A 25261-nucleotide genomic window follows, 5' to 3' on the forward strand; every position below is an offset into this window, starting at 1 on the left:
CGTGCCCTCTCCAGCGCGCCGACGCGCGTACAGGTCGTTTCTGGTTGACGGTCGCGACTTGCGTCGCTCCCACAGAAGGCATTGGTTCAATTCGCCTTCGGCGACTTGCGTGCCATCAGCTCCGCGAGACGTGCCCGCGTATCGGGCCGGTTGATCGCATCATCCAGCAGGAACACACGCACACCGTGGGCCGGCACGTCCGCCTGCAGGCGGTTGCGCACGCGCTGGGTCTTGCCGGTGAAGGCGTCGCGCCACTGGCCTGGCTCGAGATACTCGGACACGGACATCTTTGCCGGCGTATCCGCCTTGTTCAGCAGCACCAGGGCGGTCTGGGTGGTTCCTTCGTGCTGGAGCACGCGGTAGAAGATCGCCTGGTCGCCCTTCAGGCGTACGTTGAGCTGCAAGCCGCGCTGCAGGGCAGGTGTTTCGCGGCGCAGCTGCGCGATGCGCTTCAACGGGGCGAAGATCGGGCTCTGCGGTGCCGCGTCGATGCGTTCCTGGCCGAAGTAGTTGCGGTTGCCGGCGTGCTCGGCGTTGCCACGCTCGAAGCCCACTTCCGAGCCGTAATAGATCACCGGGATGCCGCGCGCCGTGAACAGCCAGTTGTGCGCGTCGATGAAGCCGGTGTCCGCGGCCTTCATGCGCGCCATGTCGTGGTTGTCGTAGAACGTCATGAGATCGTACGGATTGGCGTACGGACCGTCTTCCAGGTACAGCGCCTTGCCGAGTTCCTCGTAGCTGGTGCCCGGTTTCTCGAACACCTCGGTCAATTTGGCCTTCAGCGGGAAGTCCAGCACGCTATAGCTGCCATTGCGGGCCCAGGTATGGCCGGCGATGCTGGCGGCGTCGTAGTTGAAGTTCTCGCCGAACATGAAGAAGCCCGGCTTCTTCGCGCGGATGCGGTCGGCGAATTCCTTCCAGAACGCGTGCGGCATCCATGCGATGGTGTCCACGCGGAACGCGGCCGCGCCCTGGTCGATCCACTGCTCGTACGCGCCGACCAGGTACTCCATCACCGCCGGGTTGTTCTCGTTGAAGTCGGACAACTGCGCCAGGCCGCCGCCGGTGTTGTAGAAGGCGTGCATCGGCTTGCGACGCGGATCCAGCTTGTCCGGGTCCAGGTTCTGGTGGTCGGCGATCAGCTTGCCGTCCTTGTCCCACACCTTGCCGTACTGCGGTTGCATCTTCGGCATCGAGTACGCGGGCGAGCCGTGGTTGCCGACGATATCCAGCACCACGTCGAGCTTCTGATCCTTCATGGCGCGGGTGAAGCCGGCGAAATCCAGGCCTTCGCTGGGCAGGTGTTCATCCAGCTTGTAGAAGTTGACGCCCCAGTAGCCGTGGTACCCGGTCTTGCCGCGGTCGGTGAACATGCCTTCCCACTTCACCTCCTCGCCGCCGGTGAACGCTTCATCGGGATTGTCGACGATGGGAGTGACCCATACCGAGGTGAAGCCGAGGTCGCGGATGTAGCCGGCGTTGTCCAGCACACCCTTGAAGTCGCCGCCGAGGTAGCCGATGTTGTCGCTACGCCCGGGGTGGGGCGATCGAAGGTAGGGTGCTTCCCGCCCTGGTCGCGATGGTCGTTCGACGGATCGCCATTGACGAAGCGGTCGGTCAGCACGAAGTACACCGCCTCTTTCGCGAACGGTTCGGTCGTGCCGTAGACCTCGTCGACGGGAACGACGGCGAACGCCAGCGTGGGCGCGCACAGCAGGCCTGCGAGCAACACGGCGAGCGGGCGGGGGGCGGGAAAACGCATCAGTGCACCTGCGGCGGGGCGGAAGAGGGAGCGTCGGCGGCTTCGTGCACGCCGGCCAGCGAGAGGGCGGCAAGCAGCAGGCTGCCGCCGCTGATCACGAGGGCGAAGATCGCCTGGTTGTCGAAGAAGTGGCGCAGGGCCGGGCCGAGCAGGGTCGCGGCGACGATCTGCGGCACCACGATGAACATGTTGAAGATGCCCATGTAGATGCCCATCTTCTCCGCCGGAACATGGCTGGACAGGAGGGCGTACGGCATCGACAGGATGCTGGCCCAGGCCACGCCGACCAACGCGAACGACCCGATCAGCCATGACGGGTGGGGCACGAACCACATCGACAGGAAGCCGATCCCGCCCAGCACTAGCGAGCCGGCGTGCACGGCCTTGCGGTTCAGCGGCAGGCGTGCGGCGTAGAAGCTGAGCAGCAGCGCCACCAGCATCGACGACAGGCCGTAGTAGCCCATGTACGAGCCCACCAGGTCCGCCGCGTCCTGGAAGGCGCCGTTGGCCGACTGGAACGCCGCCGCCTGCGCGGGCACCGTCATGTCGAATGCCGCCGGATCCGGTGCGGCCGAATCGAACACGTGTTCGGTCAGGCCGGGCGTAGCCATGCTCCACATGGCGAAAAACGCCAGCCAGCTGAAGAACTGCACCACGCCCAGGCGGCGCATCTGCGCCGGCATGTGGACGACATGGCGGACGATCTCGCTGGCCACGTTGCCTTGCGCGCGCTTCTCGGCCTTGAACCGCTCCAGATCATCCGGCGGATATTCGCGCGTGGTGAGGATGGTCACCAGGATGCTGGCCATGAACACGAAGGCGCCGATGGCGAAGGCGATCTTCACCGAGGGCGGCACCACGCCCGGGCCCGCTTCGTTGGACACGCCCAACCGGGTGATGAACCACGGCAGGTTGCTGGCCACCCAGCTACCGATGCCGATGATCAAGGTCTGCAGCACGAAGCCGTAGGAGCGCTGGCTCTCCGGCAGTTTGTCGGCCACCAGCGCGCGGAAGGGCTCCATGCTGATGTTGATGCTCGCATCCAGCACCCATAGCAGGCCTGCGGCGATCCACAGGGTCGGCGAGTGCGGCATGAACACCAGCGCGATCGAACTCAGGATCGCGCCGGCGAGGAAATAAGGTCGGCGCCGCCCGAGCAGCGGGTGCCAAGTGCGATCGCTGAAGTAGCCGATCACCGGCTGTACCAGCAGTCCCGTCAACGGCGCGGCGATCCACAACAGCGGCAGTGCATCCTTTTCCGCCCCCAGTGTCTGGAAGATGCGCGACATGAAGCCGCCCTGCAGCGCGAACCCGAACTGGATGCCGAGGAAGCCGAACGACATGTTCCAGATCTGCCAGAAGGACAGGCGGGGCTTGGCGGTCATTCGGATCCCTGGGTTGCGTGTTTCAGTGGAAGTGCGCGCGCGATGGCGAACGTCGCGGCATCTTGCCGACATGCGCGTCCGATTCCATGCTGCACCGCAAACAACACGCAGGCGCGAGTTGCCGCCCATCCTTGCGATGCCATCGCCTGCGAGATGCATGCAAACCGTTGGCACGCATGGGTTTTGCGACAGGGAGTGCGTGGTCGGGGTGCGATGGCGCGAATGGCGTATCGCCGCGGGTCGTGCCGATCTGCATACGTATTCATGCGTGGCGACCGCGACCCGCGCGCACGCAGTCCGGCACGGCGTGGAATAGTGGCGCCCGCCGAGCGCACCGGAGGGGTGCGTTACGCATTGCGACGGGTGCATCGATGACGAAGAACAACTGGTGGCGTGGCGCGGTGATCTACCAGATCTACCCGCGCAGCTTCCTGGACACCAACGGGGATGGCGTCGGTGACCTGCCGGGCATCGTCGAGAAGCTCGACTACATCGCCGGGCTGGGCGTGGATGCCATCTGGATCTCGCCATTCTTCAAGTCGCCGATGGCCGACTTCGGCTACGACATCGCCGACTACCGCGATGTCGACCCGCTGTTCGGCACGCTGGAGGACTTCGATCGCCTGCTGGCCAAGGCGCACGCGCTGGGCGTCAAGGTGATGATCGACCAGGTGCTGAGCCACTGTTCGGTCGAACACCCGTGGTTCAAGGAGAGCCGGGAGAGCCGCGACAATCCCAAGGCCGACTGGTACGTATGGGCCGATCCCAAGGAAGACGGCACGCCCCCCAACAACTGGATGTCGCTGTTCGGCGGCGTTGCATGGCGCTGGGAACCGCGTCGCGAGCAGTATTACCTGCACAACTTCCTCGCCAGCCAGCCGGACCTGAACTTCCACAACCCGGCCGTGCAACAGGCCACGCTGGACAACGTGCAGTTCTGGCTGGACCGCGGTGTCGATGGCCTGCGCCTGGATGCGATCAACTTCTGCTTCCACGACGCGCAGCTGCGCGACAATCCTCCCAAGCCGAAAGACCAGCGCGTGGGCCGCGGATTCAGTCCCGACAACCCGTACGCCTACCAGTATCACTACTTCAACAACACGCAGCCCGAGAACATTCCCTTCCTGGAGCGCCTGCGTGGGTTGCTGGACGCATATCCTGACGCCGCGGCGCTCGGCGAGATATCGTCCGAAGATTCACTGGCCACCACGGCCGAGTACGTCACCGACCAGCGCCTGCACATGGGCTACAGCTTCGAGCTGCTGACCGAGGACGGCAGCGCCGCCTACATCCGCGGCACCGTCGAACGGCTGGAAGCGGCGATGGTGGAAGGCTGGCCGTGCTGGGCCGTGTCCAACCACGATGTGCAGCGCGCGGTGACGCGCTGGGGAGGCGGGGATGCTTCGCCCGCGCTGGCCGCACAACTGGTGGCCCTGGTGTGCTCGCTGCGCGGCTCCGTCTGCCTCTACCAGGGCGAGGAACTGGGCCTGCCGGAAGCGGACGTGCCGTATGAAGCATTGCAGGATCCCTACGGCAAGACCTTCTGGCCCAACTTCAAGGGGCGCGATGGGTGCCGTACGCCCATGCCATGGGACGGGGGAGACGAGGCCGGCTTCAGCCGGGCGTCGCCGTGGCTGCCGATTCCCGACGAACACCGCGCCATCAACGTCGCCCGGCAGGACGCCGATCCCGCGTCGGTGCTCAACCTCGTGCGCCGCTTCCTCGCGTGGCGACGCACGCAGCCCGCACTGAGAAGCGGAAGCATCCGTTTCCTCGACGCGCAGGAACCCGTCCTCGCCTTCGTGCGCGAAGCGGACGGGCAGCGCGTGCTGGCGGTCTTCAACCTGTCGGCGCAACCGGTCACCTGGTCGCTGCCGGAAGGCATGTCGGTGGACGCGCTGGACGGTCACGGCCTGCCGCGGGTGTCGCTGGAGGGAACACGGTTGTCTTTGCCGCCCCGCGGCGTGTTCTTCGCACGCGCGCGCTGACATTTTCCTTTTTCGAACGGTACGCACCCACCGTGCATGCGCGTGGGCGTGGCGTCGTGGACGGACCTTCCCGACGCCTGCGCGCGCATGCCGGCGATGCCGTGCTTTCGCCTGTTTTTCCGTACGGAACGCGCGTTACGGCGGGTCGCGGAAATATGCATGAATACGTATGCAGGGCGATTTGTGCGACTGCGTGCGCCACTACCATGGCCGCACGTTCCGGGGCCCCGTGTCCCGGCGTGTAAGACCCGGGCGATCGCATGGCGCGACGCACCCGGTTCGTCGCATACAACGTCCTTGGAGAGGGGAACATGCAACTCAAGCGCAACCTGCTGAGCGCGGCGTTGGCGTCTGCCATCGCGCTCACCGCGACCGGTGTGAACGCCCAGACCGCCGCCACGACCGAACAACAGACCCAACAGGCCGATGCCACCGAGCTGGATACGGTGGTCGTGACCGGCATCCGTCGCGGCATCGAGAGCGCGATCTCGGTCAAGCGCGATTCCACGTCCATCGTCGAAGCCATTTCGGCCGAAGACATCGGCAAGCTGCCTGACGTCAGCATCGCCGAATCGCTGGCGCGCCTGCCTGGCCTCGCGGCGCAGCGCGTCGCCGGCCGTGCGCAGGTGATCAGCGTGCGTGGCCTGTCGCCCGACTTCTCCACCACGCTGCTGAACGGTCGCGAGATGGTCAGCACCGGCGACAACCGCAGCGTCGAGTTCGACCAGTACCCGTCCGAGCTCGTCAGCGGCGTCACCGTGTACAAGACGCCCGATGCCGGCCTGGTCGGCCAGGGCCTGTCGGGTACCGTCGACATGCAGACCGTGCGTCCGCTGAGCTTCGATGCACCGGTCGGCGCCGTCGGCATCCGCGGCCAGCGCAACTCGCTGGGCAATGCCGCCGATGCGTCCGGCTACGGCGAGCGCATCAACGCCAGCTACATCACCCAGAACGAAGCGCGCACCTTCGGTTTCTCGATCGGCTACTCGCACGCGACCACGCCGATCCAGGAAAACCAGGTCGGCCTGTATGAGCCGTGGCAGGCCATCGGCGACAACTGGCGCCCGGGCGTGCCGGCAGGCACGTTCTACTCCGACGGCATCAAGGCGCTGCGCCGAACCGGCGAAACCAAGCGCGATGGCGTGATGGCCACGCTGCAGTTCCGTCCGTCCAACGCCTGGACCAGCACGCTGGACCTGTTCCACTCCGAAGCCGAGCAGGTCAGCACCGCGAACCAGTTCGAAGTGCACATCGGCGACTACAACGGCGGCTACGGTCGCCTGGACGTCGACAACCCCGTCATCAACGGCAACGACACGTTCACCGGCGGCACGGCCAACAACGTGTACCCGCTGGTGCGCGGCATGTACAACTACCGCGAAGACGAGATCAACGCCTTCGGCTGGAACAACGAGTTCAATGTCGGTTCGGTGCGCCTGACCGCCGACGTCAGCTGGTCGAAGACCAAGCGCGACGAGATCAACCTCGAGAACAACACCCAGCGCCTGCCGGCGCCGCAGCTGGATTCGGTGGACCTGACGTTCCGTTCGGGCGGCTTCTCGCAGATCAACCCGGGCTTCGACTACTCGGATCCGTCGCAGCTGTTCCTGGCCAACACGATCTACGGCTCGGGCTACGGCAAGACCCCGAAGGTCGAGGACGAACTGAAGGGCGTCAAGCTGGCGGCGTCGTTCCCGCTGCCGGAAGCGCTGGGCTGGTTCACCGATCTCGATGTCGGCCTGAACTATGCCGATCGCGAGAAGAGCAAGCGCCAGCCCGAGGGCAACATCAACCTCGGCGCACAGGGCGTCACCGCCGTCGGGTCCGACCTGCAGTACGGACTGGTGGACCTGCGGTTCGCCGGCATCGGCTACATCCCGTCCTGGAACGTGCCGGCTGCGGTCGCGCGCTACATGACGTTCAATCCTGTCGACGATCTGTCCTACCTGATTCCCAAGGCATGGGACGTCAACGAGAAGATCTCCACGGGCTTCGCACGCGCAAACCTCGATACCGAATGGGGTTCCGTGCCGGTGCGCGGCAACATCGGCGTGCAGATCCAGCACGTTGACCAGTCGTCGACGTCGCGGTACTGGGACAGCACCCAGCCGGCGGGCAGCAACGTGCAGCCGGTCGAGCGTGGCAAGACCTACACCGAAGTGCTGCCCAGCATGAACCTGGCGTTCTCGCTGCCGGCCGACCAGACGCTGCGCGTCGGCCTGGCCGAGCAGGTGGCCCGTCCGCGCGTGGATGAGCTGCGCGCTTCGCTGGAGTTCGGCGTCAATACCGCGACCGGCGAGCCGGGCGGCAGCGGCGGCAACCCGGAACTGGAGCCCTGGCGCGCCTACGCCTTCGACCTGTCGTACGAAAAGTACTTCGGCACGAAGGCGTACGTGGCCGCGGCGTTCTTCTACAAGGACCTGCGCACCTACATCTACACGGAATCGCGTGACGGCTTCGACTTCAGCGACTTCCTGGTCGACTACGTGCCCGGTCCGGGCGAGCCGCCGACGCAGAGCACCGGTCGCTTCACGGCGCCCTACAACGGCAAGGGCGGCAAGATGCAGGGCATCGAGCTGACCGCATCGCTGCCGCTCGACCTGTTCAGCGACGCGCTGGAAGGCTTCGGCGTGATCGCCAGCGCGAGCTTCAACGACAGCGACATCACCATCCCGCCGCCGCCGGGGTCCACCAACAGCGTCGGCAGCCAGGACATCGCGCTGCCGGGTCTGTCCGAGCGCACGTTCAACTTCACCGCGTACTACGAGCGCAACGGCTTCGAAGCGCGTGTCAGCCAGCGCAAGCGTTCGGATTTCATCGGCGAGATCGGCAACTTCGACGGCGACCGCACCCTGCGCTACGTGGTCGGCGAGGACGTCACCGACGCCCAGGTGAGCTATTCGTTCCCGGACGGCCATGCCTTGAACGGACTGAGCTTCCTGTTCCAGGTCAGCAACCTCACCGACGAGGCCTACCAGACCTACGCCGGCACCAAGGACCGTCCGCTGGAATACATCGAGTGGGGCCGCACGTACCTGCTGGGCGTCAACTACAAGTTCTGATCCACGCGTCACCTTGCTCTCCCAGCCCGCCGGCTCGCTGCCGGCGGGTTTTTCTTTTGGAGACTGCGGATAGCGGCGCGCAGGCAACAAAAAAGGCCAGGCATTCGCCTGGCCTTTCGTGTTGGATGGTGGAGCCAGGGAGGATCGAACTCCCGACCTCGTCATTGCGAACGACGCGCTCTCCCAGCTGAGCTATGGCCCCACAAGAGCGGCGCCATTCTAGCCCGCGGCCGCGGCCGGTGCCAAGCCTGAACGGTCGAGGATGGGGTCCAGGGCCGTTGCCAGTTCGGTGCGCCGCCAGCCCGCCAGTGCGGCAGGCCACCGGCCGGACTCCTGCAGCGCCTCCAGGTAGCGACGCGAGGCGAGTACGCCGTCGGGCAAGCCGAGTTCTACGCTGCGTGCCGACACCGCATCCTGCAGGCGCTTGAGCTGGGCCTTGTCGCCGTCGGTGGCGGTGCGGGCCAGCGGCATCGCGGCCTCGTCGTCCAACGGCGTGTCGAGGGCCTGCCAGATCGCGTCGGCCAGCTTGCGCGGTGCTTTCGGCTGGGTGTCGAACAGGCGCAACAGGGAGGCCTTGTCCGCGGGCGGCGTGCGCGCCAGCGCGACCGCCAGCTCGTTGTCGAGGATCCAGCTGCGCGGCTTGTCGCTGGTGCGCGCCTGCCTGTCGCGCCAACGCAGCAGGCGTACCAGCCGCTGCTGCGCTTCCGCGTCCAGGAACTGTGCGCTGCGCATCGACAGGTGCGGCCAGCGTTCGACGTCGTCGCTGGCGGCATTCTCGACGAAGCGCGCGCAGTCCTCTTCCAGCCAGGCAAGACGGCCGCTGGCGACCAGCTGCGCCTGCAGGGCATCGTGCACGGCGAACAGATAACGCACGTCGTCGGCGGCATAGTGCAGCTGCGATTCGCTCAGCGGACGACGCAGCCAGTCGGAGCGCGTCTCGCCCTTGGCCAGCACGACGCCGGTGACGCGTTCCACCAGCTTCTGGTAACCCAGGCCCGCGGCGATGCCCGCGATCGCCGCGGCGATCTGGGTATCGAACAGGGGCGCCGGCAATGCATCGCACGCCACCTTGAAGGCCACCAGATCCTCGCTGGCGCTGTGCATGACCTTGGTGATCGCGGGATCGAGCAGCCAGGGGCGCAGCGCCGCGGTCATGCCCGGCGCGAGCGGATCGACCAGCAGCACGTCGTCGTCGAGGGCGATTTGCACGAGGGCGAGCTGCGGCCAGTAGGTGCGCTCGCGCACGAATTCGGTATCCAGCCCGATCCGCGTGGGCCGGCGCTGCAGGTGCGCATCCAATGCGGCGGGGGTGTCGATCCAGTGGGGCACGTGTTCTCCGCGTGATGCTTCGATTGCTCAGTCAGGGGACAATAACCTAAGGTCCGGGCTGTGCAGGTAGTGTCTGCCCGCATTGTCTCACGGGGGCGCAGGCTCCCATCACGGAGGGTGTTTGCGCGCGATCCTCGCCGCATTGTTGCTGTCGCTGCCATGGCTGGCGGGCTGCTCGCGCGATGCGCCCGAGGCGCAGGACGCAGGCGCGGCCCGCGATGCCTTGCGCATGCCCAGTGTCACGGTCACCGGCGATGACAGCGGGGTCGAGGAGCTCAATTGGCGACCGCCCCCGGTGGCGCTGGCGCCCGAGGACGTCGCCGAGGCGCACAAGCGCGCTGCGGATGCACTGTCCGAGGGGCGCCTGTTCGACGGTCCCGATGACGCCATTCCCCTCTACCTTGCGTTGCGCGACATCGATGCGAACGATGCGAGGGCGAAGGCGGGACTGGACCGCAGTCTGGATCGCCTGCTGGATCAGGGCGCGCAGGCCGTGCGCCATGCCGAGGACCGGACCGAGTCGCTGCGCCGCGCCCGCCAGATCGCGGCCGTGGCACGCACCGTGGCGCCGGCCGATCCGGCGGTGGGCGCGTATCTGGCGCGGGTGGACGAAGCCGACCAGCTCACGCGCCTGAACATGGCCAGCGAGCGTGCGCTGCGTGAGGGCAGCCTGGGCGAGGCGGGCGGCGGCGCACTGGCCGGCTTCCGCGAAGTCCTGAAGTGGAAGCCGGGCCAGGCGCGTGCGCGGCAGGGCATCGCCGCGGTGGAAAGCGCGATGATCCGGCGGGCGGAGGTGGCGGCACAGGCCAGTGACTTCGCCACCGCGCGCACGTGGTTGGGACATGCTGCCGCCGTCCGCGACGACGCCCCGACGGTCGCCGATGCGCGCCTGCGCGTGGAGGGCATCCGCCTGGCGCGGATCATCGCGCTGAGGGATGCCGGCATCCGCGATCTGGCGACGGCGCTGGGGCTGAAGGACGCGCGCGTGAAGTTGGCCGAGGTGCTGCGCATCGCCGAACCCGGTGACCGGGTGGCTGCGGATTTCCGCCAGCGCATCGACCTGGCGACCCACTACGGCCTGTTCCGTCCCGGCCAGGCCTTCACCGACGCGCTGCACCATGGCGGGCGTGGTCCCGAAATGGTGGTGGTGCCGCACGGCGGCTTCAGCATGGGCGCGGCCGAAGACGAGGCCGGCGCGGCGGATGCCGAGAAGCCGGCCCATTACGTGCGATTCGACCGGGGATTCGCCATGGCGCGGCACCCGGTGACGGTGGGCGAATTCCGCCGGTTCGTCGAGGCCACCCAGTACCGCCCGCGCGCCACCCGCCGCGGACACTCGGTGGTGTACGACGAGCGCAGCGGCAACTTCGTGCGCCGCAGTGGCGTCGACTGGCAGTCCGACTATGCGGGCCAGCCCGCCAGCGACGACATGCCGGTGCTGCACGTGAGCGTGTACGACGCCGAGGCTTACGCCGAATGGCTCGCGGGCCAGACCGGGCACGGCTATCGCCTGCCCAGCGAAGCCGAGTACGAATACGCGCTGCGCGCCGGCCAGCAGGGCCGCTATCCGTGGGGCAACGGCCAGCCACCGCGCGGTGTCGCCAACCTCACCGGGGGCAACGACCGCTCGCCCAGCGGACGCAACTGGAACAACGCCTTCGTCGGCTATGGCGACGGTTATTGGGGCCCCGCGCCGGTGGGGCGCTTCCGCGCCAATGCCTTCGGCCTGAAGGACCTGGACGGCAATACCAGCGAATGGGTGGGCGATTGCTGGCATGCCAGCTACCGGCGTGCGCCGGCCGACGGCGCGGCGTGGTTCAATCCCGGCTGCCGGTCGCGGGTGGTGCGCGGTGGCTCCTGGGCCAGTTCGCCGGCGCAGGCGCGTGCCGCGTGGCGTTCGTCCTCGGATTCGGATATGACTAATGCGCGGGTGGGCTTCCGCGTCGTTCGCGGCATCTAGCCGCCAGGGAGAGGGTGATGAGGCAAGATCCTAACGGGCGCTCGCAGTACGGGCAGGGTGGCGGGCGTCGCGGCGGCGGACTGGGCAACCTGCGCTGGCTGATCCTGCTTGGCTTCCTGATCTATGGCGGCTGTTATTACCTGAGCAATCGCGTGGTAGATCCGTATACCGGCGAGAAGGTGCTGATCGACAATTCGATTGGCGTTGAAGAGGAAAAGGCGCTCGGCCTGCAGGCCTACGAGGAAATCCTGCAGCAGGAGCAGCCGGTCGATCCCAACTCGCAGATCGCCCAGCAGGTGCGCACCATCGCCCAGCGGTTGATCGCGAAGGTGCCCGAGGTCGAGGCCGCCATCGCGGCGGAGAAAGGAACCCAGCCCAGCGGCAACTGGAAGTCCTTCGACTGGGATGTCAACGTCATCCAGTCCGAGCAGGCCAATGCCTTCTGCCTGCCCGGCGGCAAGATGGCCGTGTATACCGGACTCATCCCCGTCGCGCAGAACGCCGATGCGGTGGCCGTGGTGATGGGTCACGAGATCGCCCACGCGCTGCTGCGCCACGGCGCCCAGCGCATGTCGCAGCAGAAGCTCACGCAGATCGGCCAGATGGCGGGCGCGATGAGCGGCATGGACCCGCAACAGCAGCAGATGGTGATGGCCGCGATGGGGTATGGCTATCTGCTGCCGTACGCGCGTGAGCATGAAACGCAGGCCGACGAAGTGGGCCTGATGCTGGCTGCCGCGGCCTGTTTCAACCCGGAGGAAGCCGTTCCCCTGTGGCAGCGCATGAGCGAAGCCAGTGGCGGGCAGGCACCGCCGGAGTTCTCTTCCACGCATCCGAATCCCGGCACGCGCATCCAGAACCTCACCGCGTTGATGCCGAAGGCGAAGGAGTACCGCCAGAAGTTCTGCCCGCAGGGAGCGGCACAGTGAAGGCGCTGGCGGTCATTGTTCTGCTCGCCGCCATCGCGCCGGCGCAGGCAGCGATCAAGGACGCGCAGCCGGATGGCTTCACGATCGAGAACGCGGAATGGGTGCCGGTGTCGCCGCAGGTGGCGTACGCAGCGCTGACCGATGACGTAGGCCGCTGGTGGCCAGCCGACCATACGTGGTGGGGTGATGCCTCGAAGCTCTCCATCAGCGACAAGGTCGGTGGCTGCTTCTGCGAAATCAATGGTGCGCAGCAGGCGTGGCACATGACGGTTGTGTTCACCGATCCCGGCAAGCTGATGCGCATGACCGGAGGCCTGGGGCCCCTGCAGGGCATGGGGCTGCAGGGCGTGCTGGAATGGCGTTTCACCGAAGAGAAGGGCGGCACACGCATCACCCTGTGGTACCGCGCCGGAGGCTATACGCCGGATGACATCGGCAAGTTCGCACCCGTCGTCGACAAGGTGCAGGGGCTGCAACTGGGCGGCCTGGCCGCCTTCCTGCGCAAGGGCGCCGACGGCGCCCCACGCTGACCATCACTCCCACGTTCGAGGAAAGGAACACCGCATGAGCATTCGTTTGTCGGAAAAGGACAGTGGCCGCACGCTGGGCAACATCTCGGACGCGGATTTCCAGATGCTGGTGGACTACATGGAAGAGGAATCTTCCAGGGACCAGGACTACTACGTGGAACACACGGCCATCGATGCGCTGGAAGGCCTGGGGGCGAGCGCCGAGTTCGTCGCGCTGTTGCGCACTGCGGTGGGCGAGTCCGAGGGTGTCGATGTGGTGTGGTCGGCAGAGTAGGGCGCAGGTTTGACGCCGCACAGGTCGACTGTGTTGAAGTTTCCAACTGAAGCGAGGGCCGCAGTGTTCCTCGGGCTCTGCGTCGGCGTTCTCCAGCTCGTCGTCGGTGTTCTCGTGTTGACGTGGGCTTGGCCTCTGTTCGCAGACCCGCCGTTCCTCAGCCAAGGGTTGGTCAAGGAGTATCACGAAGTCCGTCAGATGCTGCCTCGCGATGATGCGACGCTGACCACGCTGCAAGGGCTTCGCTGGAAGCTGCATTGGCTGTTCTACAAGCATGAGCAGGGCGTGCTGCTGGGAATGGGGGTGGGCTTCTTCCTGCTCGCATGCGGAACGGCATTAGTAGCAACGATGTGCTGGTCATTCACGGCAGGAACGCGTCGTAGGATGGGTTGAGCCGAAGGCGATACCCATCGTCGCGAACACGAACGTCGAGGACGATGGGTATCGCCTTCGGCTCAACCCATCCTACGCAGAGCCAGTTTCCATGCCCCACATCATCCCCATGCAACCTGTCCGCCACCTGCCGCGGGCGATCGCCTTCTACGAGGCGCTCGGCTTCCTCGTCGAGGACCGGCGTGACGACTGGGGTTGGGCGAAGCTGCGGTGGGGTGACTGTAGGGTGATGCTGGACCAGTCCATCAACGTGAATCCCGACGGGGCGCGTGGTGCGGTGCTGTACCTGTATCCGGACGACGTCGATGCCTTCCACCGGCAGGCGCGCGCCAGCGGCCTGGAGGTGCCCGACCTCGACGAGACGTTCTATGGCATGCGTGAGTTCCGGATCGACGATCCGGATGGCAATCGTCTCTGGATCGGGCAGCAGGCCAGGGACTAGGGCTCTCGCCATCGGGATCGTGAGGTCGTCCCGGCCCCATGGGCGACGGCGCGGTAAGCACTCCAAGCTTCGTCGACGGGGTTCGACGATCCATCTCGAGCAGGCGTGGAAGGAACACGGCTGACCGCTGGCGTGATGTGACTGCGTTGGAGAAGGAGATCGACCGCCCCTGGCTGGCCTGTCTCCCTCCCTCACATGGAACCTGCCCATGGCCTTAGTGCGTGACCGTCCGTATACCGGCATGAACTTCCTCGTCGACCTCGGTACCGGAGAGGACGGCGCCCAGGGCGGCGTGTCCGAAGTGACGTTCCCCGATGCGCGGCTGCAGCTCAACGAATACCGTAACGGCAACGACAAGACACTCGAAGCGACCAAGCTGTCCACGCTGACGCATTACGGACACCTGGTGTTGCGTCGGGGTGTGACCGGCTCGCTGGCGTGGTACCAGTGGTGGGACGAAGCACGCAACGGCGGCGATGCGCGGCGCAGTATCAGCGTGACGCTGCTGGATGAGCAGGGCAATCCGGTGATGCGCTGGCGCTTTCTGCGCGCGCGGCCGGCGGCTTACCAGACCTCGTCGATGGATGCTCTGCTGGCGGAGATCCTGTTCGAGACGCTGGAGATCGCGTTCGACCGCTTCGAACTGGAGTAGGGCTCAGTCCAGCGGATCGCGTGGCGCATTACGGAAGTAGTGCAGCACGAAGCCGATCGTCAGGCCCAGCAGCCCGCAGCCGAACGCCATGGCGGAGGAGGCGGGCTCCTTGCCGGTCAGGTAGAACACGGCGACGCCGGCGGCGATACCCAGCAGTGTGGGGATTGCGAAGCGCGGCCTCGCCCAGAGGTCGAACAACAACGACCCGAGTATCTCCATGACCGGTCAGGGCGCCGCTGCCGCAGGGCAGGGGCCCGACATGCCGGTTTCGTACGTCTGCAGCGTCCAGCCAGCGGGTTCGAGAACATAGCGGCGCTCGGTGCGGACCGAGCCCTCGCATCCGACCAGCAGCACGCTGGAGCCGGGTTTGGCTACCGCAAGAGCCACAGGTTCGACGCAGCCGACATGCTTGCAGCGTGGTGCGTCGAGGCGCGCAGCAGTCTGCGTGGCGCAACCCGCAAGGCCGGACAGTGCCACCACGACCACCCCCCGCCATGTCGGTGAACGGAAACGATGCATGTGGCCTCTCCCGGGCAGGCCACGGACCGTGGCGGGACGACGGTATCGCGCTGCCCGTACGCGGACAACCCGGCGGCGTCAGAGCTTGCTGAAGACCGTCGCCGCGACCAGCAGGCCGAAGCCGGCGACCACCAGCCAGAAGGCATGCGGGGCCAGCACCGGCACGTAGCCGAACTTGGCCGCGATGCCGCCGCCGCCGAGCAGCAGCGCGATCAGCCAGACACCGAAGGTGGGAGGAGTGAGTTTCATGGAAAGTTCTCGAAAAGGGTCCTGGAGGTGTCGGTGTTCGAACGGCAATCCGGTCAGAAGCTCATGAACAGGCCGCCGTTGACCGGCAGGTTGGCGCCGGTGATGTAGCCGGCATCGTCCGCCGTGAGGAAGGCCACCGCGCGTGCGATGTCGTCCGGTTGACCGATGCGGCCGACCGGCACCGAGGCGACGGTGCGCTCGCGCACGTCATCGGGCATGGCGCGGGTCATCGGCGTTTCCACATAGCCGGGCGAGACGCTGTTGACGGTGACGCCCTTGCGCGCGACTTCGCGCGCGAGCGACATCGAGAAGCCGTGCAGGCCGGCCTTGGCCGCGGCGTAGTTCACCTGGCCGAAGTTGCCGGTCTGGCCACTGACCGAACTGATGTTGACGATGCGGCCGAAGCCGCGCGCCTGCATGCCGTCCACCACGTGGCGGCAGAGATTGAACACGCTGTCCAGGTTCACGCCGATCACCGCGTCCCACTGCGCCTTGTCCATCTTGCGCAGCGTCGCGTCGCGGGTGATGCCGGCATTGTTGACCAGGATGTCGAGCGTGCCGTGGCGGGCTTCCACGTCATGGACGAAGGCGGCGCAGGCATCGAAATCGGCCACGTCGACGACGGCGGTCTCGATGCCCAGCGCGGCGGTATGGCGGCCGAAGTGCTCGAGCCGCTCGGGCGATGCGGGCAGGTCGGCGGCGATCACCTTGCGGCCCTCGCGCGCCAGCGCCTGGCAGATCGCCAGCCCCAGCCCTCCCAAGCCACCGGTCACCACGGCAATGCGTTGCGTCATGCGGAATTCCTATCGCGACTCAAAAAAAGGCCCGCGCAACGGGGCGCGGGCCGGGTTTCACCACGTGGGACGTCAGCGCGAGCGCGGCTTCGGCGTCTCGCGTGGCGGATCCTTCGGCTTGACCGTGGTCGGGCGGCCCATGCCACCGGTCAGGTTGCGCTGGAATTCCTGCCACAGTTCCATGTTGCGCTCGGTGAGCTGGTTCATCATGGTCCACGGCGTCTGGCCGAGCAGGTTGCCCATCTGGCTGCGGAACTGCTGCTGCTGCTCCATGAACAGCTGCATGCTGCGCTCCAGGTAATTGCCCATGAAGCCCTGCAGCGAATCGCCGTAGAAACGGATGATCTGGCTGAGCAACTGGGTGGACAGGATCGGTTCGCCGTCCTGTTCCTGTTCGCTGATGATCTGCAGCAGGACCGTCCGGGTCAGGTCGTCGCCGCTCTTGGCGTCGCGGACTTCGAAGTCTTCGCCATCGACGATCAGCTGGCGCACGTCCTCGATGGTGATGTAGCTGGAGATCTCGGTGTCGTACAGGCGACGGTTGGGGTACTTCTTGATGATGCGGATCGCAGCCATTGAGTCTTCGCTCTAAACGCGTATGGCGGCCAGCATGACGCAGCGCAACAGCCCTTGCAACAGGCCACACGGCAGGCCCGCCCTGTTCAGCCAACCGGATTGCTGCGCAGCATGGACACGGACGACGTCCCTTTCGGGGCGTCGGGGGAATGCGTGGGCAAGGACCTGCCGGGCCTTACCACCCCATGTGGTGGCCGCCGTTGATGTCGAGGTTCGAGCCGGTGATCCAGCTGGCCTGTTCGTCCACCAGGAACGCCACCGCATATGCGATTTCCTCGGGCTTGCCGAGGCGGCCGGTGGGGATGTCCGCGGCGATCTTGGCCCGTACGTCCTCCGGTACCGCCATCACCATGTCGGTGGCCACGTACCCGGGCGACACCGTGTTGACGGTGATGCCGAGCTTGGCGTTCTCGCGCGCCAGCGAAATGGTGAAGCCGTGCATGCCGGCCTTGGCGGCGGCGTAGTTGGCCTGCCCGTACTGGCCCTTCAGGCCGTTGATCGAGCTGATCTGGATGATGCGGCCCCACTTGCGTTCGCGCATGCCGTCGATGACCGGGCGGGTGACGTTGAACACCGAATTGAGGTTGGTGTTGATGACGTCGCCCCACTGGGTCGCCGACATCTTGTGGAAGGTGCCGTCGCGGGTGATGCCTGCGTTGTTGATCAGCACGTCGACCGGGCCGAGCGTCTGTTCGACTTCCTTCACCATCGCCTGCGCTTCGTCCGGCGAAGTCACATCGCCCTTGACCAGCGCGATGTCATAGCCCTCGGCCTTCATCTGCGCCTGCCACGCGCGCGCCTTCTCTTCGTTGCGGTAATTGGTGGCGACCTTGTGGCCCATGTCGGCCAGCTTCTTGCAGATGGCGGTACCGATACCTCCGGTGCCACCGGTGACCAGGGCGACGCGCGATGTCATGTGGGGACTCTCCTTGGACCGCCGCAAGCCGACGGCCACCCGATTCTAGACAGCGCCTGCGACAGGATTGTTGTGCGCTGCAGCGAACGTCAGTGATATCACTTTTGGAAGACGATCCGGGCGGAATTCGCGATGCGCGGCGTGCAGCAACGACGCAACGTTCGAAAGGCCCTCGAGCACGGCCGCCGGTTGGCCCAGCGCCTGCCAGGCCGCGCGCAGTGCCGGCAGCGGGGCGTCGTCGTCGACGGGGAGCGACGCCATGGATTTCGACAGTTTGTTGCCGTCGGCGTCTAGGATCAGGGGCAGGTGCAGGTACTGCGGCATCGTCAGGCCGAGCGCGCGCTGCAGAAGGATCTGCCGGGGTGTGGAATCGAGCAGGTCCGACCCGCGCACGATGTGCGTGATGCCCTGATCGGCATCGTCGACCACCACCGCCAACTGGTAGGCCCAGAAGCCATCGGCACGCCGCAGGACCACGTCGCCTACCTCTAGGTCGACGCGTTGGTCGAACGTTCCCTGCAGCGCGTCCTCGAAGACCACGCGGGTGCCATCGGGTACGCGCAGTCTCACGGCGGCGCTGCGACCCGGGCCGGGCGCGATGCATTGGCGATGGATGCCGCCCGTGGCGACGAGATCGCTGCGGCTGCAGGGGCAAGGGAATGCGTGGCCGTCGTGCAGCAGGCGGGACAGCGCATCGGCATACAGGTCGTGACGCGCGCTCTGCCAGACGACCGGCAGGTCCGAGACAAGGCCGAACGACGCCAGCGTCGCCAGTTGCTGCCGCGCAGCGCCGGCGACTTCGCGTGGAGGATCGAGGTCCTCCACGCGCACCAGCCACTCGCCGTCGTGATGCCGGGCGATGAGCCAACTGCCCAAGGCGGCGACCAGGGAGCCGAAATGCAGGCGGCCGGTGGGCGATGGCGCGAAGCGGCCGCGATAGCGGAGGGAGGGATCGTTCTCGGTCATTCGTCGGAAGCAAGGGCAAGCTGAACCGGCAGTCAGGAAGTCGCTTGAATTCATTACACCGCAGCCGCAATTCTGCGGCGTCCGCGTTCACTTTTGCACGACCCTGGGAGATCCGAACCGTGTTCACGCGTGTTGCCTTGTTCCTCGCCACCAATTTCGCCGTCCTGGTGCTCGCGGGTATCGTCATGTCCCTCTTCGGCGTGAACCCGAATCAGATGGGCGGCCTGCTCGTGTTCGCCGCCGTGTTCGGTTTCGGCGGTTCGCTGATTTCCCTGCTGACCTCGAAATGGATGGCCAAGCGCGCCACCGGTGCGCAGGTGATCGAACAGCCTCGCAACGATACCGAGCGCTGGCTGGTGGCCACGGTGCAGCGCCAGGCCCAGGCGGCCGGCATCGGCATGCCCGAGGTCGCGGTCTACGACGCCCCCGAGATCAATGCGTTCGCTACCGGCGCCAACCGAAACAATGCACTGGTAGCCGTGTCCACGGGCCTGCTGCGGCAGATGAACCAGGACGAGGCGGAAGCGGTGCTGGGCCATGAAGTCGCCCACGTCGCCAACGGCGACATGGTGACCATGGCGCTGCTGCAGGGCGTTCTGAACACGTTCGTCATCGTGCTGGCGCGCGTGGTGGGCGGCATCGTCGACAGCTTCCTCTCCGGCAATCGCGAGGGTGGCGGCCGCGGATTCGGCTACTACATCATCGTGATGGCGCTGGAAGTCGTGTTCGGCCTGTTCGCCACGATGATCGCCATGTGGTTCTCGCGTCGCCGCGAATTCCGCGCCGACCATGGTGGTGCGACGCTGGCAGGCCGCCAGAAGATGATCGCCGCACTGGAACGCCTGTCGCAGCAGCAGCGCCCGAGTACGCTGCCCGCGCAGGTGGAGGCCTTCGGCATTGCCGGCGGCATCGGCCAGGGCATGAAGAAGCTGTTCCTCAGCCACCCGCCGCTGGAAGACCGCATCGCCGCGCTGCGCGCACAACAGGCGACCGTGGCCTGATACCGGCCGGCCCGCACGTAAAAAAAACCCGCCGGAAGGCGGGTTTTTCGATTGCGGTGCACGGGTAGCCGACCGATCAGCTGAAGTCGTAATTCATTGCCGGACCGGGCGCCGCCAGGAAGTTGCCTTCCACGTAGTCCAGGCTGGCGGTGAACAGGAACGCCATGGTCGCTGCGTCCTGCACATGCTCGGCTACCGTCAGGATCCCCAGCGCCTGCGCGCGTTCGGAGATCTCGCGGATCTTCTGCTGGTGCTCGGTGTTCTTGCCCAGGTCTTCGCTGAAGACGCGGTCGATCTTGAGGAAGGTCGGCTGGAAGTGCGACAGCAACTGGAACGAATCCAGGCCCGCACCGAAATGTTCCAGGCCGACCTGGCAGCCCAGCTTGGCCGCCGCGGACTGGAAGGCCTGGGCCTGGCGCAGGTGCGTGAACACCTTGGCCTCCGGGGTCTGCAGCCACAGGCGGTCGCCGGGTACGTCGTGCGCGGCGAGTTGCCTGGCGATCAGGTCGAGCAGGCGGTTGTCGGCGAACGAGGCCGGGCTGACCTTCACCACCAGGCGCGTGTCATGGCCGGCGCGCTTGCGTTCGGCCAGGACTTCGATGGCGCGGTTGACCACCCAGCGGTCGATCGCATCGAGCAGGCCATTTTCTTCGGCGATGCCGATGAAGGACTGCGGCAGCACGACCTCGCCGTTGGATTCCAGCCGCAGCAGCGCTTCGTACACCTCGCCGGGTTCGCCCTGCAGGCTGACCACCGGTTGGTAGTGCAGGCGGAAACTGCCGTCCTGCAGGGCTTCGCGCAGGCGCTGGATCCAGTTCTGGACGCGCTCTTCCTCGGCCCGGTCGACGGCGCCGGGGTCGAAGATCTCGATGCGGTTGCCGCCCAGGTTGGTGGCGGTCTGCAGGCAATCCGTGGCGCGGGTCAGCACCGGACCGACGCTGGCGATCTTCTCGCCGATCTGTACGCCGCCGATGCTGGCCGTCACCGACGCCGAGCGTTCGCCCACGTTGAAGACGTGCGAGGCATAGGACGCCCGCAGCCTTTCCGCCAGCGCCGCGGTCTGCGCATGGTTGCCGCGCAGCAGGACTGCGAACGTGCGCTCGCCGAAGCGGGCGGCGAGGGTGCCTTCGTCGAGCTTCTCTGACAGGCGCGCCGCCAGCGCGGCGGCCAGGGCGTCGGCCGAGTCGATGCCGATCTCGGACAGCAGTCGCTGGTAGTGGTCGGGCTCGAGCAGCAGCAGGGCGTACTGGTCTTCGCCGCGCGCCACCTGGGCCACGGCGTTCTCCAGCTCGCGCAGGAAAGTGGGGCGGTTGAGCAGGCCGGTGACCATGTCGCGCTGCCGCAGGTCTTCGACTTCGCGCGCCAGCTCGGGGTCGAACTCCTCGCGGCGGCGGAAGATTACCTGCACGCAGGCCTCGCCCTCGTAGGTCGCGGTGGCGAACTCCAGCGTGGCGGGAAAGCTGTCGCCGTCGATGCTGCGGGCTTCCAGTTCGAAGCGCGGCGGAGGCGGTTCGCCCTTGCTGAGCTTCTTCAGCAGCGCCTTGAAATCGTTGACGTACTGCGGACCTACCAGGTCAAGCAGCGACAGGCCTTCCACATCCTCGAACGATTCGAAGCCGAACATCTCCAGGTAGGCGTCGTTGGCACGGATGTGCATGCCCTCGTGGATGTAGGCGATGGGGTCGCGCGAGGACGAGATCAATGCATCGCACCGGCGCTCGGTTTCGCGCATCTGGCTTTCCAGCCGGCGCTGCGAGCGCCGCGCATCCAGGTCGGCCCACTCGCGGCGCAGTACCGTCAGCACATGCTCCGCACGCCCCCGCAAGGCGATGGCGCGTGCGCCGGCCGCCTGGTCGGCGAGCAGGTCGGCTTCGCTGATCGCATCGGCCAGCACGATCACGGGGATGTCCTTGCCGCTGGCGTCGACCTGGGCCAGCACGGTCGCCAGGGGAATGCCCTTGGCACTGCGGGACGCCAGCAGCAGATCCATCGGCTGGCCGGCCACCATCTGCCCCAGTTCGCCGGCGTCCAGCGGTCGCAGCGGGCGCACGGCGATACCGCCGTTGCGCAGCGTGGAGACGATGGCTTCCGCGTCCTCCGCGCTGTCGTCCACCAGGGTCAGTCGTAGCGTGGTGTCTTTGCCGATCTGCATGCAGCGTGTCCGCGAGGGGTGCGCGTTTAATACCTGAACGCGGCAGGTGAGTCCAATGCAGCCGTCGCAGATGCGAACACGGCCCGGCGAGGGCGCCTCACAGCGGTCGCTTGCCCGTGTCCCCGGCAATTTCCCGCACCAGCCTCGGCACCAGGTAGCCGGACAGGCGGGCGGCCAGGTCCGCATGCAGCGCCTTCGCGCGCACGTCGTCGACTTCGAAGTGGGCGGCGCCGGCCACCCGGTCCAACTGGTGCAGGTAATACGGCAGCACCCCCGCGGCGAAGCCGCGTTCGCTCAGGGCGGCCAGCGCGTCGACGTCGTCGTTCACCCCCCGCAGCAGCACCGCCTGGTTGAGCAGGTGAACGCCGGCATCGCGCAGGCGGCGCAGCGCGGCGTCGACCGCACCGTCGAACTCGTTGGCGTGGTTGGCATGGATCACCAGCGTCAGCGGCCAGGGCAGGCGGCCCAGCCAGGCCAGCAGGCCCTCGTCGATGCGCTCGGGCAGCACGACCGGCAGGCGGCTGTGCAGGCGCAGCCGGCGCAGGTGCGGAATGCCGGCCAGGGCGTCCGTCAGCTCGGCGAGCTTCGCGTCCGACAGGGACAGCGGGTCGCCACCCGACAGCAGCACTTCCTCGATGCTGTCGTCGCGGCGGATCACGTCCACGGCTTCGCGCCAGCCGTCGCGTGCGGCGGTTTCCTCGGCGTAAGGGAAGTGGCGGCGGAAACAGTAGCGGCAGTTGATGGCGCAACTGCCGGTCGCCACCAGCAGGGCGCGGCCGCGATATTTCTGGATCACGCCGTTCCCGGTGCGTGCGGCGCCGTCGCCGACGGCATCCAGCCCGTAGCCGGATGCGGGGCGCATCTCGTCGTCCAGGGGCAGCACCTGGCGAAGCAGCGGATCGTGCGGATCGCCGGCGCGCATGCGAGCCACGAAGCCGCGTGGCACGCGCAGGGCGAACTGCGATGCGGCCTGGTCGGACACGCGATCCGCCAGCGACTCCAGCCCCAGCAATGCCAGCAGTTCACGGGGATCGCGCACGGCATCGCGCCAGGCCTGTTGCCAGCGGAGGGCCGGCCGGGCAGCGGGCTGTCGGGGGTCGGGGGCTGCGGTTATCATGTCGGGTCTGAAAACAAGCACCCGCCGGGTCCGGCGGGTCCCCGCATTCTATCCGGCCGGCCGCCTCGCGCGGCGGGTACGCCTTACCTCCAGGAGCAGCAGCATGGCCAGTTACGGCATGAACGACGTCAAGAACGGGATGAAGATCCTGATCAACAACGACCCGGCGATCATCACCGATACCGAGTACGTCAAGCCGGGCAAGGGCCAGGCCTTCACCCGCGTGAAGTACCGCCTGATCAAGAGCGGCCGCGTGCAGGAAATCACCATGAAGAGCACCGACTCGGTCGAAGCGGCGGACGTGGTGGATACCGACATGCAGTACCTGTACACCGATGGCGAGTACTGGCACTTCATGCAGCAGGAGACCTTCGAGCAGGTGCAGGCCGACAAGGCCGGCATGGGCGGCGCCGAGAAGTGGCTGAAGGGCGAGGAAGACTGCGTGGTCACCCTGTGGAACGGCAACCCGATCCAGGTGACCCCGCCGAACTTCGTCGAGCTGCAGATCACCGAGACCGACCCGGGCGTGAAGGGCGACACCGCGGGTACCGGCGGCAAGCCGGCCACGCTGGAAACCGGCGCCGTCGTGCGCGTCCCGCTGTTCGTCGGCCAGGAAGAAGTGATCAAGGTCGACACCCGTACCGGCGAATACGTCAGCCGCGTCAAGTGATGGGACAGCTCTCGCTGTACCTCGGCGTCTGGGCCGTCGGCGTACTGCTCGCCGGCCTGGGAGTGATGCTGTGCTGGAACGCCAGCCTGGCGTACCTGTTTCCCGCCGTGCCGCGGCTGGGCTACGGCCGCGCGCTGGCGCTGATGTTGCTGTGCTGGCTGCTGTTCGGGGCCGGCGCCATCGGCCTGACCTATACGCTGGGATTCTGAGCCGAGGCCCCATGAACGACCGTACGCCCGTTGCCTGTGACCTGTTGATCGAAGCCGGCTTCGTGGTGCCGGTCGTTCCGCACGGCGCGGTGCTGGAAGACCATGCGGTCGCCGTGAGCGATGGCCGCATCGTCGCCGTGCTGCCGGTGGCCGACGCGCGCGCGCGCTTCGCGCCGCGCGAGACGGTATCGCGTCCGGACGCGGTGCTGATCCCCGGCATGGTCAACGCGCACACCCACAACCCGATGACGCTGCTGCGCGGCGTGGCCGACGACCTGCCGTTGAAGGTCTGGCTGCAGCAGCACATCTGGCCCATCGAGGGGGCGGTGATCGGCCCGGACTTCGTGGCCGACGGCATCACCCTGGCCATCGCCGAAATGCTTCGCGGCGGCACCACCTGCGTCAACGAGAACTACTTCTTCCCCGACGTACAGGCGGCGACCTACAAGCGTTACGGCTTCCGTGCGCGCGTCGGCCTGCCGGTCATCGATTTCCCGACTGCCTGGGCCGCGTCGGACGATGAGTACTTCGAGAAGGCCGGCGAAGTGCACGACCAGTGGCGCGACGATGCGCTGATCGCGACGGCGTTCGCCCCGCATGCCCCATACACGGTCAACGACGCCAATTTCGAACGCGTGCGGATGCTGTCCGACCAGCTCGACGTGCCGGTTCACCTGCACCTGCACGAGACCGCCCAGGAAGTGGAGCAGTCGATCGAGAAGCACGGCCAGCGCCCGATCGCGCGCCTGGACCGGCTGGGCCTGGTCAACGACCGGCTGATCGCCATCCACATGACCCAGCTGACCGAGGCCGAGATCCATCTCTGCGCCGAACGCGGCGTCAGCGTGGTGCATTGCCCCGAATCCAACCTCAAGCTCGCCTCGGGCTTCTGCCCCGCCTGCGCGCTGGAGCGCGCTGGCGTGACGCTGGCGGTCGGTACCGACGGCTGCGCCAGCAACAACGACCTGGACATGTTCAGCGAAACCCGTACTGCGGCGTTGCTGGCCAAGGCCGTGGCCCAGGATGCGGCAGCGCTGGATGCGTTCAGCGCGCTGCGCGCGGCCACGCTGGGCGGTGCCAAGGCGATCGGCTTCGACGACCGCATCGGCTCGATCGAACCCGGCAAGCAGGCCGACCTGGTCTGCGTCGACCTGTCGGCGCTGGAGACCCAGCCGCTGCACCACGTGGTGTCGCAGCTGATCTATGCGACCGGACGGCAGCAGGTCAGCGACGTCTGGATCGCGGGCCGGCCGAAGCTGCGGCAGCGCGTGCTGGTGGATATCGACATCGACGGCGTCATCGCCAATGTGCGGCAGTGGCGCGAGCGGATCGCCGGCATCCGTCTGTCCTGAGCGATGCGTGACGGCGCCATGGCCGGCGTCGTCT

General features: G+C 66.9%; 24 protein-coding genes, 1 tRNA gene and 1 pseudogene. 13 read left to right on the plus strand and 13 right to left on the minus strand.

From position 1 onward, the window contains the following. Nucleotides 1-86 precede the first annotated feature (86 nt). Nucleotides 87-1762: pseudogene (locus Q0907_RS04530) on the minus strand (alpha-amylase family glycosyl hydrolase). Next, nucleotides 1762-3147 carry an MFS transporter gene (locus Q0907_RS04535; RefSeq protein ID WP_299342000.1) on the minus strand — a complete coding sequence of 462 codons (1386 nt, stop codon included), beginning with the start codon at nucleotides 3145-3147 and terminating at the stop codon, nucleotides 1762-1764. Before Q0907_RS04535 ends, Q0907_RS04530 begins: the two are co-directional and overlap by 1 nt. Nucleotides 3148-3518: 371 nt before the next feature. Here Q0907_RS04535 and Q0907_RS04540 point away from each other — a divergent pair, with 371 nt between their 5' ends. Together Q0907_RS04540 and Q0907_RS04545 are read left to right on the plus strand one after the other, a co-directional pair. Then, nucleotides 3519-5135, plus strand: a complete 1617-nt coding sequence (locus Q0907_RS04540) for an alpha-glucosidase family protein (RefSeq protein WP_299342003.1) — start codon at nucleotides 3519-3521, stop codon at nucleotides 5133-5135. Between the two features lie 311 nt (nucleotides 5136-5446). Beyond that, complete coding sequence (locus tag Q0907_RS04545; RefSeq protein WP_296280205.1) at nucleotides 5447-8197, plus strand: TonB-dependent receptor; 2751 nt, start codon at nucleotides 5447-5449, stop codon at nucleotides 8195-8197. A 126-nt stretch (nucleotides 8198-8323) separates the two neighbouring features. Here Q0907_RS04545 and Q0907_RS04550 read toward each other — a convergent pair. Continuing rightward, nucleotides 8324-8399: transfer RNA gene (locus Q0907_RS04550), tRNA-Ala, on the minus strand. Between the two features lie 17 nt (nucleotides 8400-8416). After that, entirely contained in the window at nucleotides 8417-9526 is a 1110-nt protein-coding gene (gene rnd / locus Q0907_RS04555; RefSeq protein ID WP_299342006.1) for a ribonuclease D, read from the minus strand. 229 nt (nucleotides 9527-9755) lie between these two features. Between rnd and Q0907_RS04560 the strand changes: the two genes are divergently transcribed. The 7 genes from Q0907_RS04560 (at nucleotide 9756) to Q0907_RS04590 (ending at nucleotide 14706) form a co-directional block, all read left to right on the plus strand. Then, nucleotides 9756-11486: a formylglycine-generating enzyme family protein gene (locus tag Q0907_RS04560; protein ID WP_299342627.1), complete on the plus strand. Its 1731-nt coding sequence runs from the start codon at nucleotides 9756-9758 to the stop codon at nucleotides 11484-11486. A gap of 17 nt (nucleotides 11487-11503) precedes the next feature. After that, nucleotides 11504-12415 carry a M48 family metallopeptidase gene (locus Q0907_RS04565; protein ID WP_296280207.1) on the plus strand — a complete coding sequence of 304 codons (912 nt, stop codon included), beginning with the start codon at nucleotides 11504-11506 and terminating at the stop codon, nucleotides 12413-12415. Further along, a complete protein-coding gene (locus tag Q0907_RS04570; protein WP_296280208.1) occupies nucleotides 12412-12945 on the plus strand; it encodes an SRPBCC family protein in 534 nt (177 codons plus the stop codon). The genes Q0907_RS04565 and Q0907_RS04570 overlap by 4 nt, the downstream gene beginning before the upstream one ends. 34 nt (nucleotides 12946-12979) lie before the next feature. Continuing rightward, the gene (locus Q0907_RS04575) at nucleotides 12980-13219 is read left to right on the plus strand and encodes a hypothetical protein (RefSeq protein WP_299342012.1); all 240 of its coding nucleotides are present in this window, start codon (nucleotides 12980-12982) and stop codon (nucleotides 13217-13219) included. 33 nt (nucleotides 13220-13252) lie between these two features. Then, a complete protein-coding gene (locus Q0907_RS04580; protein ID WP_299342014.1) occupies nucleotides 13253-13612 on the plus strand; it encodes a hypothetical protein in 360 nt (119 codons plus the stop codon). 91 nt (nucleotides 13613-13703) lie between these two features. Then, the gene (locus Q0907_RS04585) at nucleotides 13704-14054 is read left to right on the plus strand and encodes a VOC family protein (RefSeq protein ID WP_299342016.1); all 351 of its coding nucleotides are present in this window, start codon (nucleotides 13704-13706) and stop codon (nucleotides 14052-14054) included. 208 nt (nucleotides 14055-14262) lie between these two features. Further along, nucleotides 14263-14706, plus strand: a complete 444-nt coding sequence (locus Q0907_RS04590) for a phage tail protein (protein WP_299342019.1) — start codon at nucleotides 14263-14265, stop codon at nucleotides 14704-14706. A gap of 3 nt (nucleotides 14707-14709) precedes the next feature. Here the strand turns inward: Q0907_RS04590 and Q0907_RS04595 are convergent, their stop codons facing one another. From Q0907_RS04595 to gluQRS, 7 genes are all read right to left on the minus strand, one after another. Further along, a complete protein-coding gene (locus Q0907_RS04595; protein WP_299342020.1) occupies nucleotides 14710-14925 on the minus strand; it encodes a hypothetical protein in 216 nt (71 codons plus the stop codon). 6 nt (nucleotides 14926-14931) lie between these two features. Next, nucleotides 14932-15225, minus strand: a complete 294-nt coding sequence (locus tag Q0907_RS04600; RefSeq protein WP_299342023.1) for a hypothetical protein — start codon at nucleotides 15223-15225, stop codon at nucleotides 14932-14934. A gap of 78 nt (nucleotides 15226-15303) precedes the next feature. Further along, nucleotides 15304-15474: a hypothetical protein gene (locus Q0907_RS04605; protein ID WP_155944648.1), complete on the minus strand. Its 171-nt coding sequence runs from the start codon at nucleotides 15472-15474 to the stop codon at nucleotides 15304-15306. Between the two features lie 53 nt (nucleotides 15475-15527). Then, entirely contained in the window at nucleotides 15528-16268 is a 741-nt protein-coding gene (phbB, locus tag Q0907_RS04610) for an acetoacetyl-CoA reductase (protein ID WP_296280214.1), read from the minus strand. Nucleotides 16269-16340: 72 nt separating this feature from the next. After that, the gene (phaR, locus tag Q0907_RS04615) at nucleotides 16341-16844 is read right to left on the minus strand and encodes a polyhydroxyalkanoate synthesis repressor PhaR (RefSeq protein WP_296280215.1); all 504 of its coding nucleotides are present in this window, start codon (nucleotides 16842-16844) and stop codon (nucleotides 16341-16343) included. A 175-nt stretch (nucleotides 16845-17019) separates the two neighbouring features. Beyond that, complete coding sequence (locus tag Q0907_RS04620) at nucleotides 17020-17760, minus strand: beta-ketoacyl-ACP reductase (RefSeq protein WP_296280216.1); 741 nt, start codon at nucleotides 17758-17760, stop codon at nucleotides 17020-17022. A gap of 45 nt (nucleotides 17761-17805) precedes the next feature. Then, nucleotides 17806-18726: a tRNA glutamyl-Q(34) synthetase GluQRS gene (gene gluQRS, locus Q0907_RS04625; protein ID WP_299342027.1), complete on the minus strand. Its 921-nt coding sequence runs from the start codon at nucleotides 18724-18726 to the stop codon at nucleotides 17806-17808. 119 nt (nucleotides 18727-18845) lie between these two features. Between gluQRS and htpX the strand changes: the two genes are divergently transcribed. Continuing rightward, a complete protein-coding gene (htpX, locus tag Q0907_RS04630; RefSeq protein ID WP_299342029.1) occupies nucleotides 18846-19727 on the plus strand; it encodes a protease HtpX in 882 nt (293 codons plus the stop codon). Nucleotides 19728-19803: 76 nt separating this feature from the next. Here the strand turns inward: htpX and Q0907_RS04635 are convergent, their stop codons facing one another. Together Q0907_RS04635 and epmB are read right to left on the minus strand one after the other, a co-directional pair. Beyond that, nucleotides 19804-21879 (minus strand): EAL domain-containing protein, encoded by a 2076-nt coding sequence (locus Q0907_RS04635; RefSeq protein ID WP_299342032.1) that lies wholly within the window; start codon nucleotides 21877-21879, stop codon nucleotides 19804-19806. A 97-nt stretch (nucleotides 21880-21976) separates the two neighbouring features. Further along, nucleotides 21977-22996 (minus strand): EF-P beta-lysylation protein EpmB, encoded by a 1020-nt coding sequence (gene epmB, locus Q0907_RS04640; protein ID WP_296280220.1) that lies wholly within the window; start codon nucleotides 22994-22996, stop codon nucleotides 21977-21979. A 103-nt stretch (nucleotides 22997-23099) separates the two neighbouring features. Between epmB and efp the strand changes: the two genes are divergently transcribed. Genes efp through Q0907_RS04655 form a run of 3 tightly spaced genes read left to right on the plus strand, consistent with a single transcriptional unit; the run spans nucleotide 23100 to nucleotide 25227 of the window. Beyond that, nucleotides 23100-23666: an elongation factor P gene (gene efp, locus Q0907_RS04645; protein ID WP_162338187.1), complete on the plus strand. Its 567-nt coding sequence runs from the start codon at nucleotides 23100-23102 to the stop codon at nucleotides 23664-23666. Continuing rightward, nucleotides 23666-23875 (plus strand): hypothetical protein, encoded by a 210-nt coding sequence (locus Q0907_RS04650; RefSeq protein ID WP_299342034.1) that lies wholly within the window; start codon nucleotides 23666-23668, stop codon nucleotides 23873-23875. The genes efp and Q0907_RS04650 overlap by 1 nt, the downstream gene beginning before the upstream one ends. An 11-nt stretch (nucleotides 23876-23886) precedes the next feature. After that, on the plus strand, nucleotides 23887-25227 hold the full coding sequence (locus Q0907_RS04655; RefSeq protein ID WP_299342036.1) for a TRZ/ATZ family hydrolase: 1341 nt from the start codon (nucleotides 23887-23889) through the stop codon (nucleotides 25225-25227). The last annotated feature ends 34 nt before the right edge of the window (nucleotides 25228-25261 follow it).

Source organism: uncultured Pseudoxanthomonas sp. (assembly GCF_947498795.1).
In the GTDB taxonomy this organism is placed as follows: domain Bacteria; phylum Pseudomonadota; class Gammaproteobacteria; order Xanthomonadales; family Xanthomonadaceae; genus Pseudoxanthomonas_A.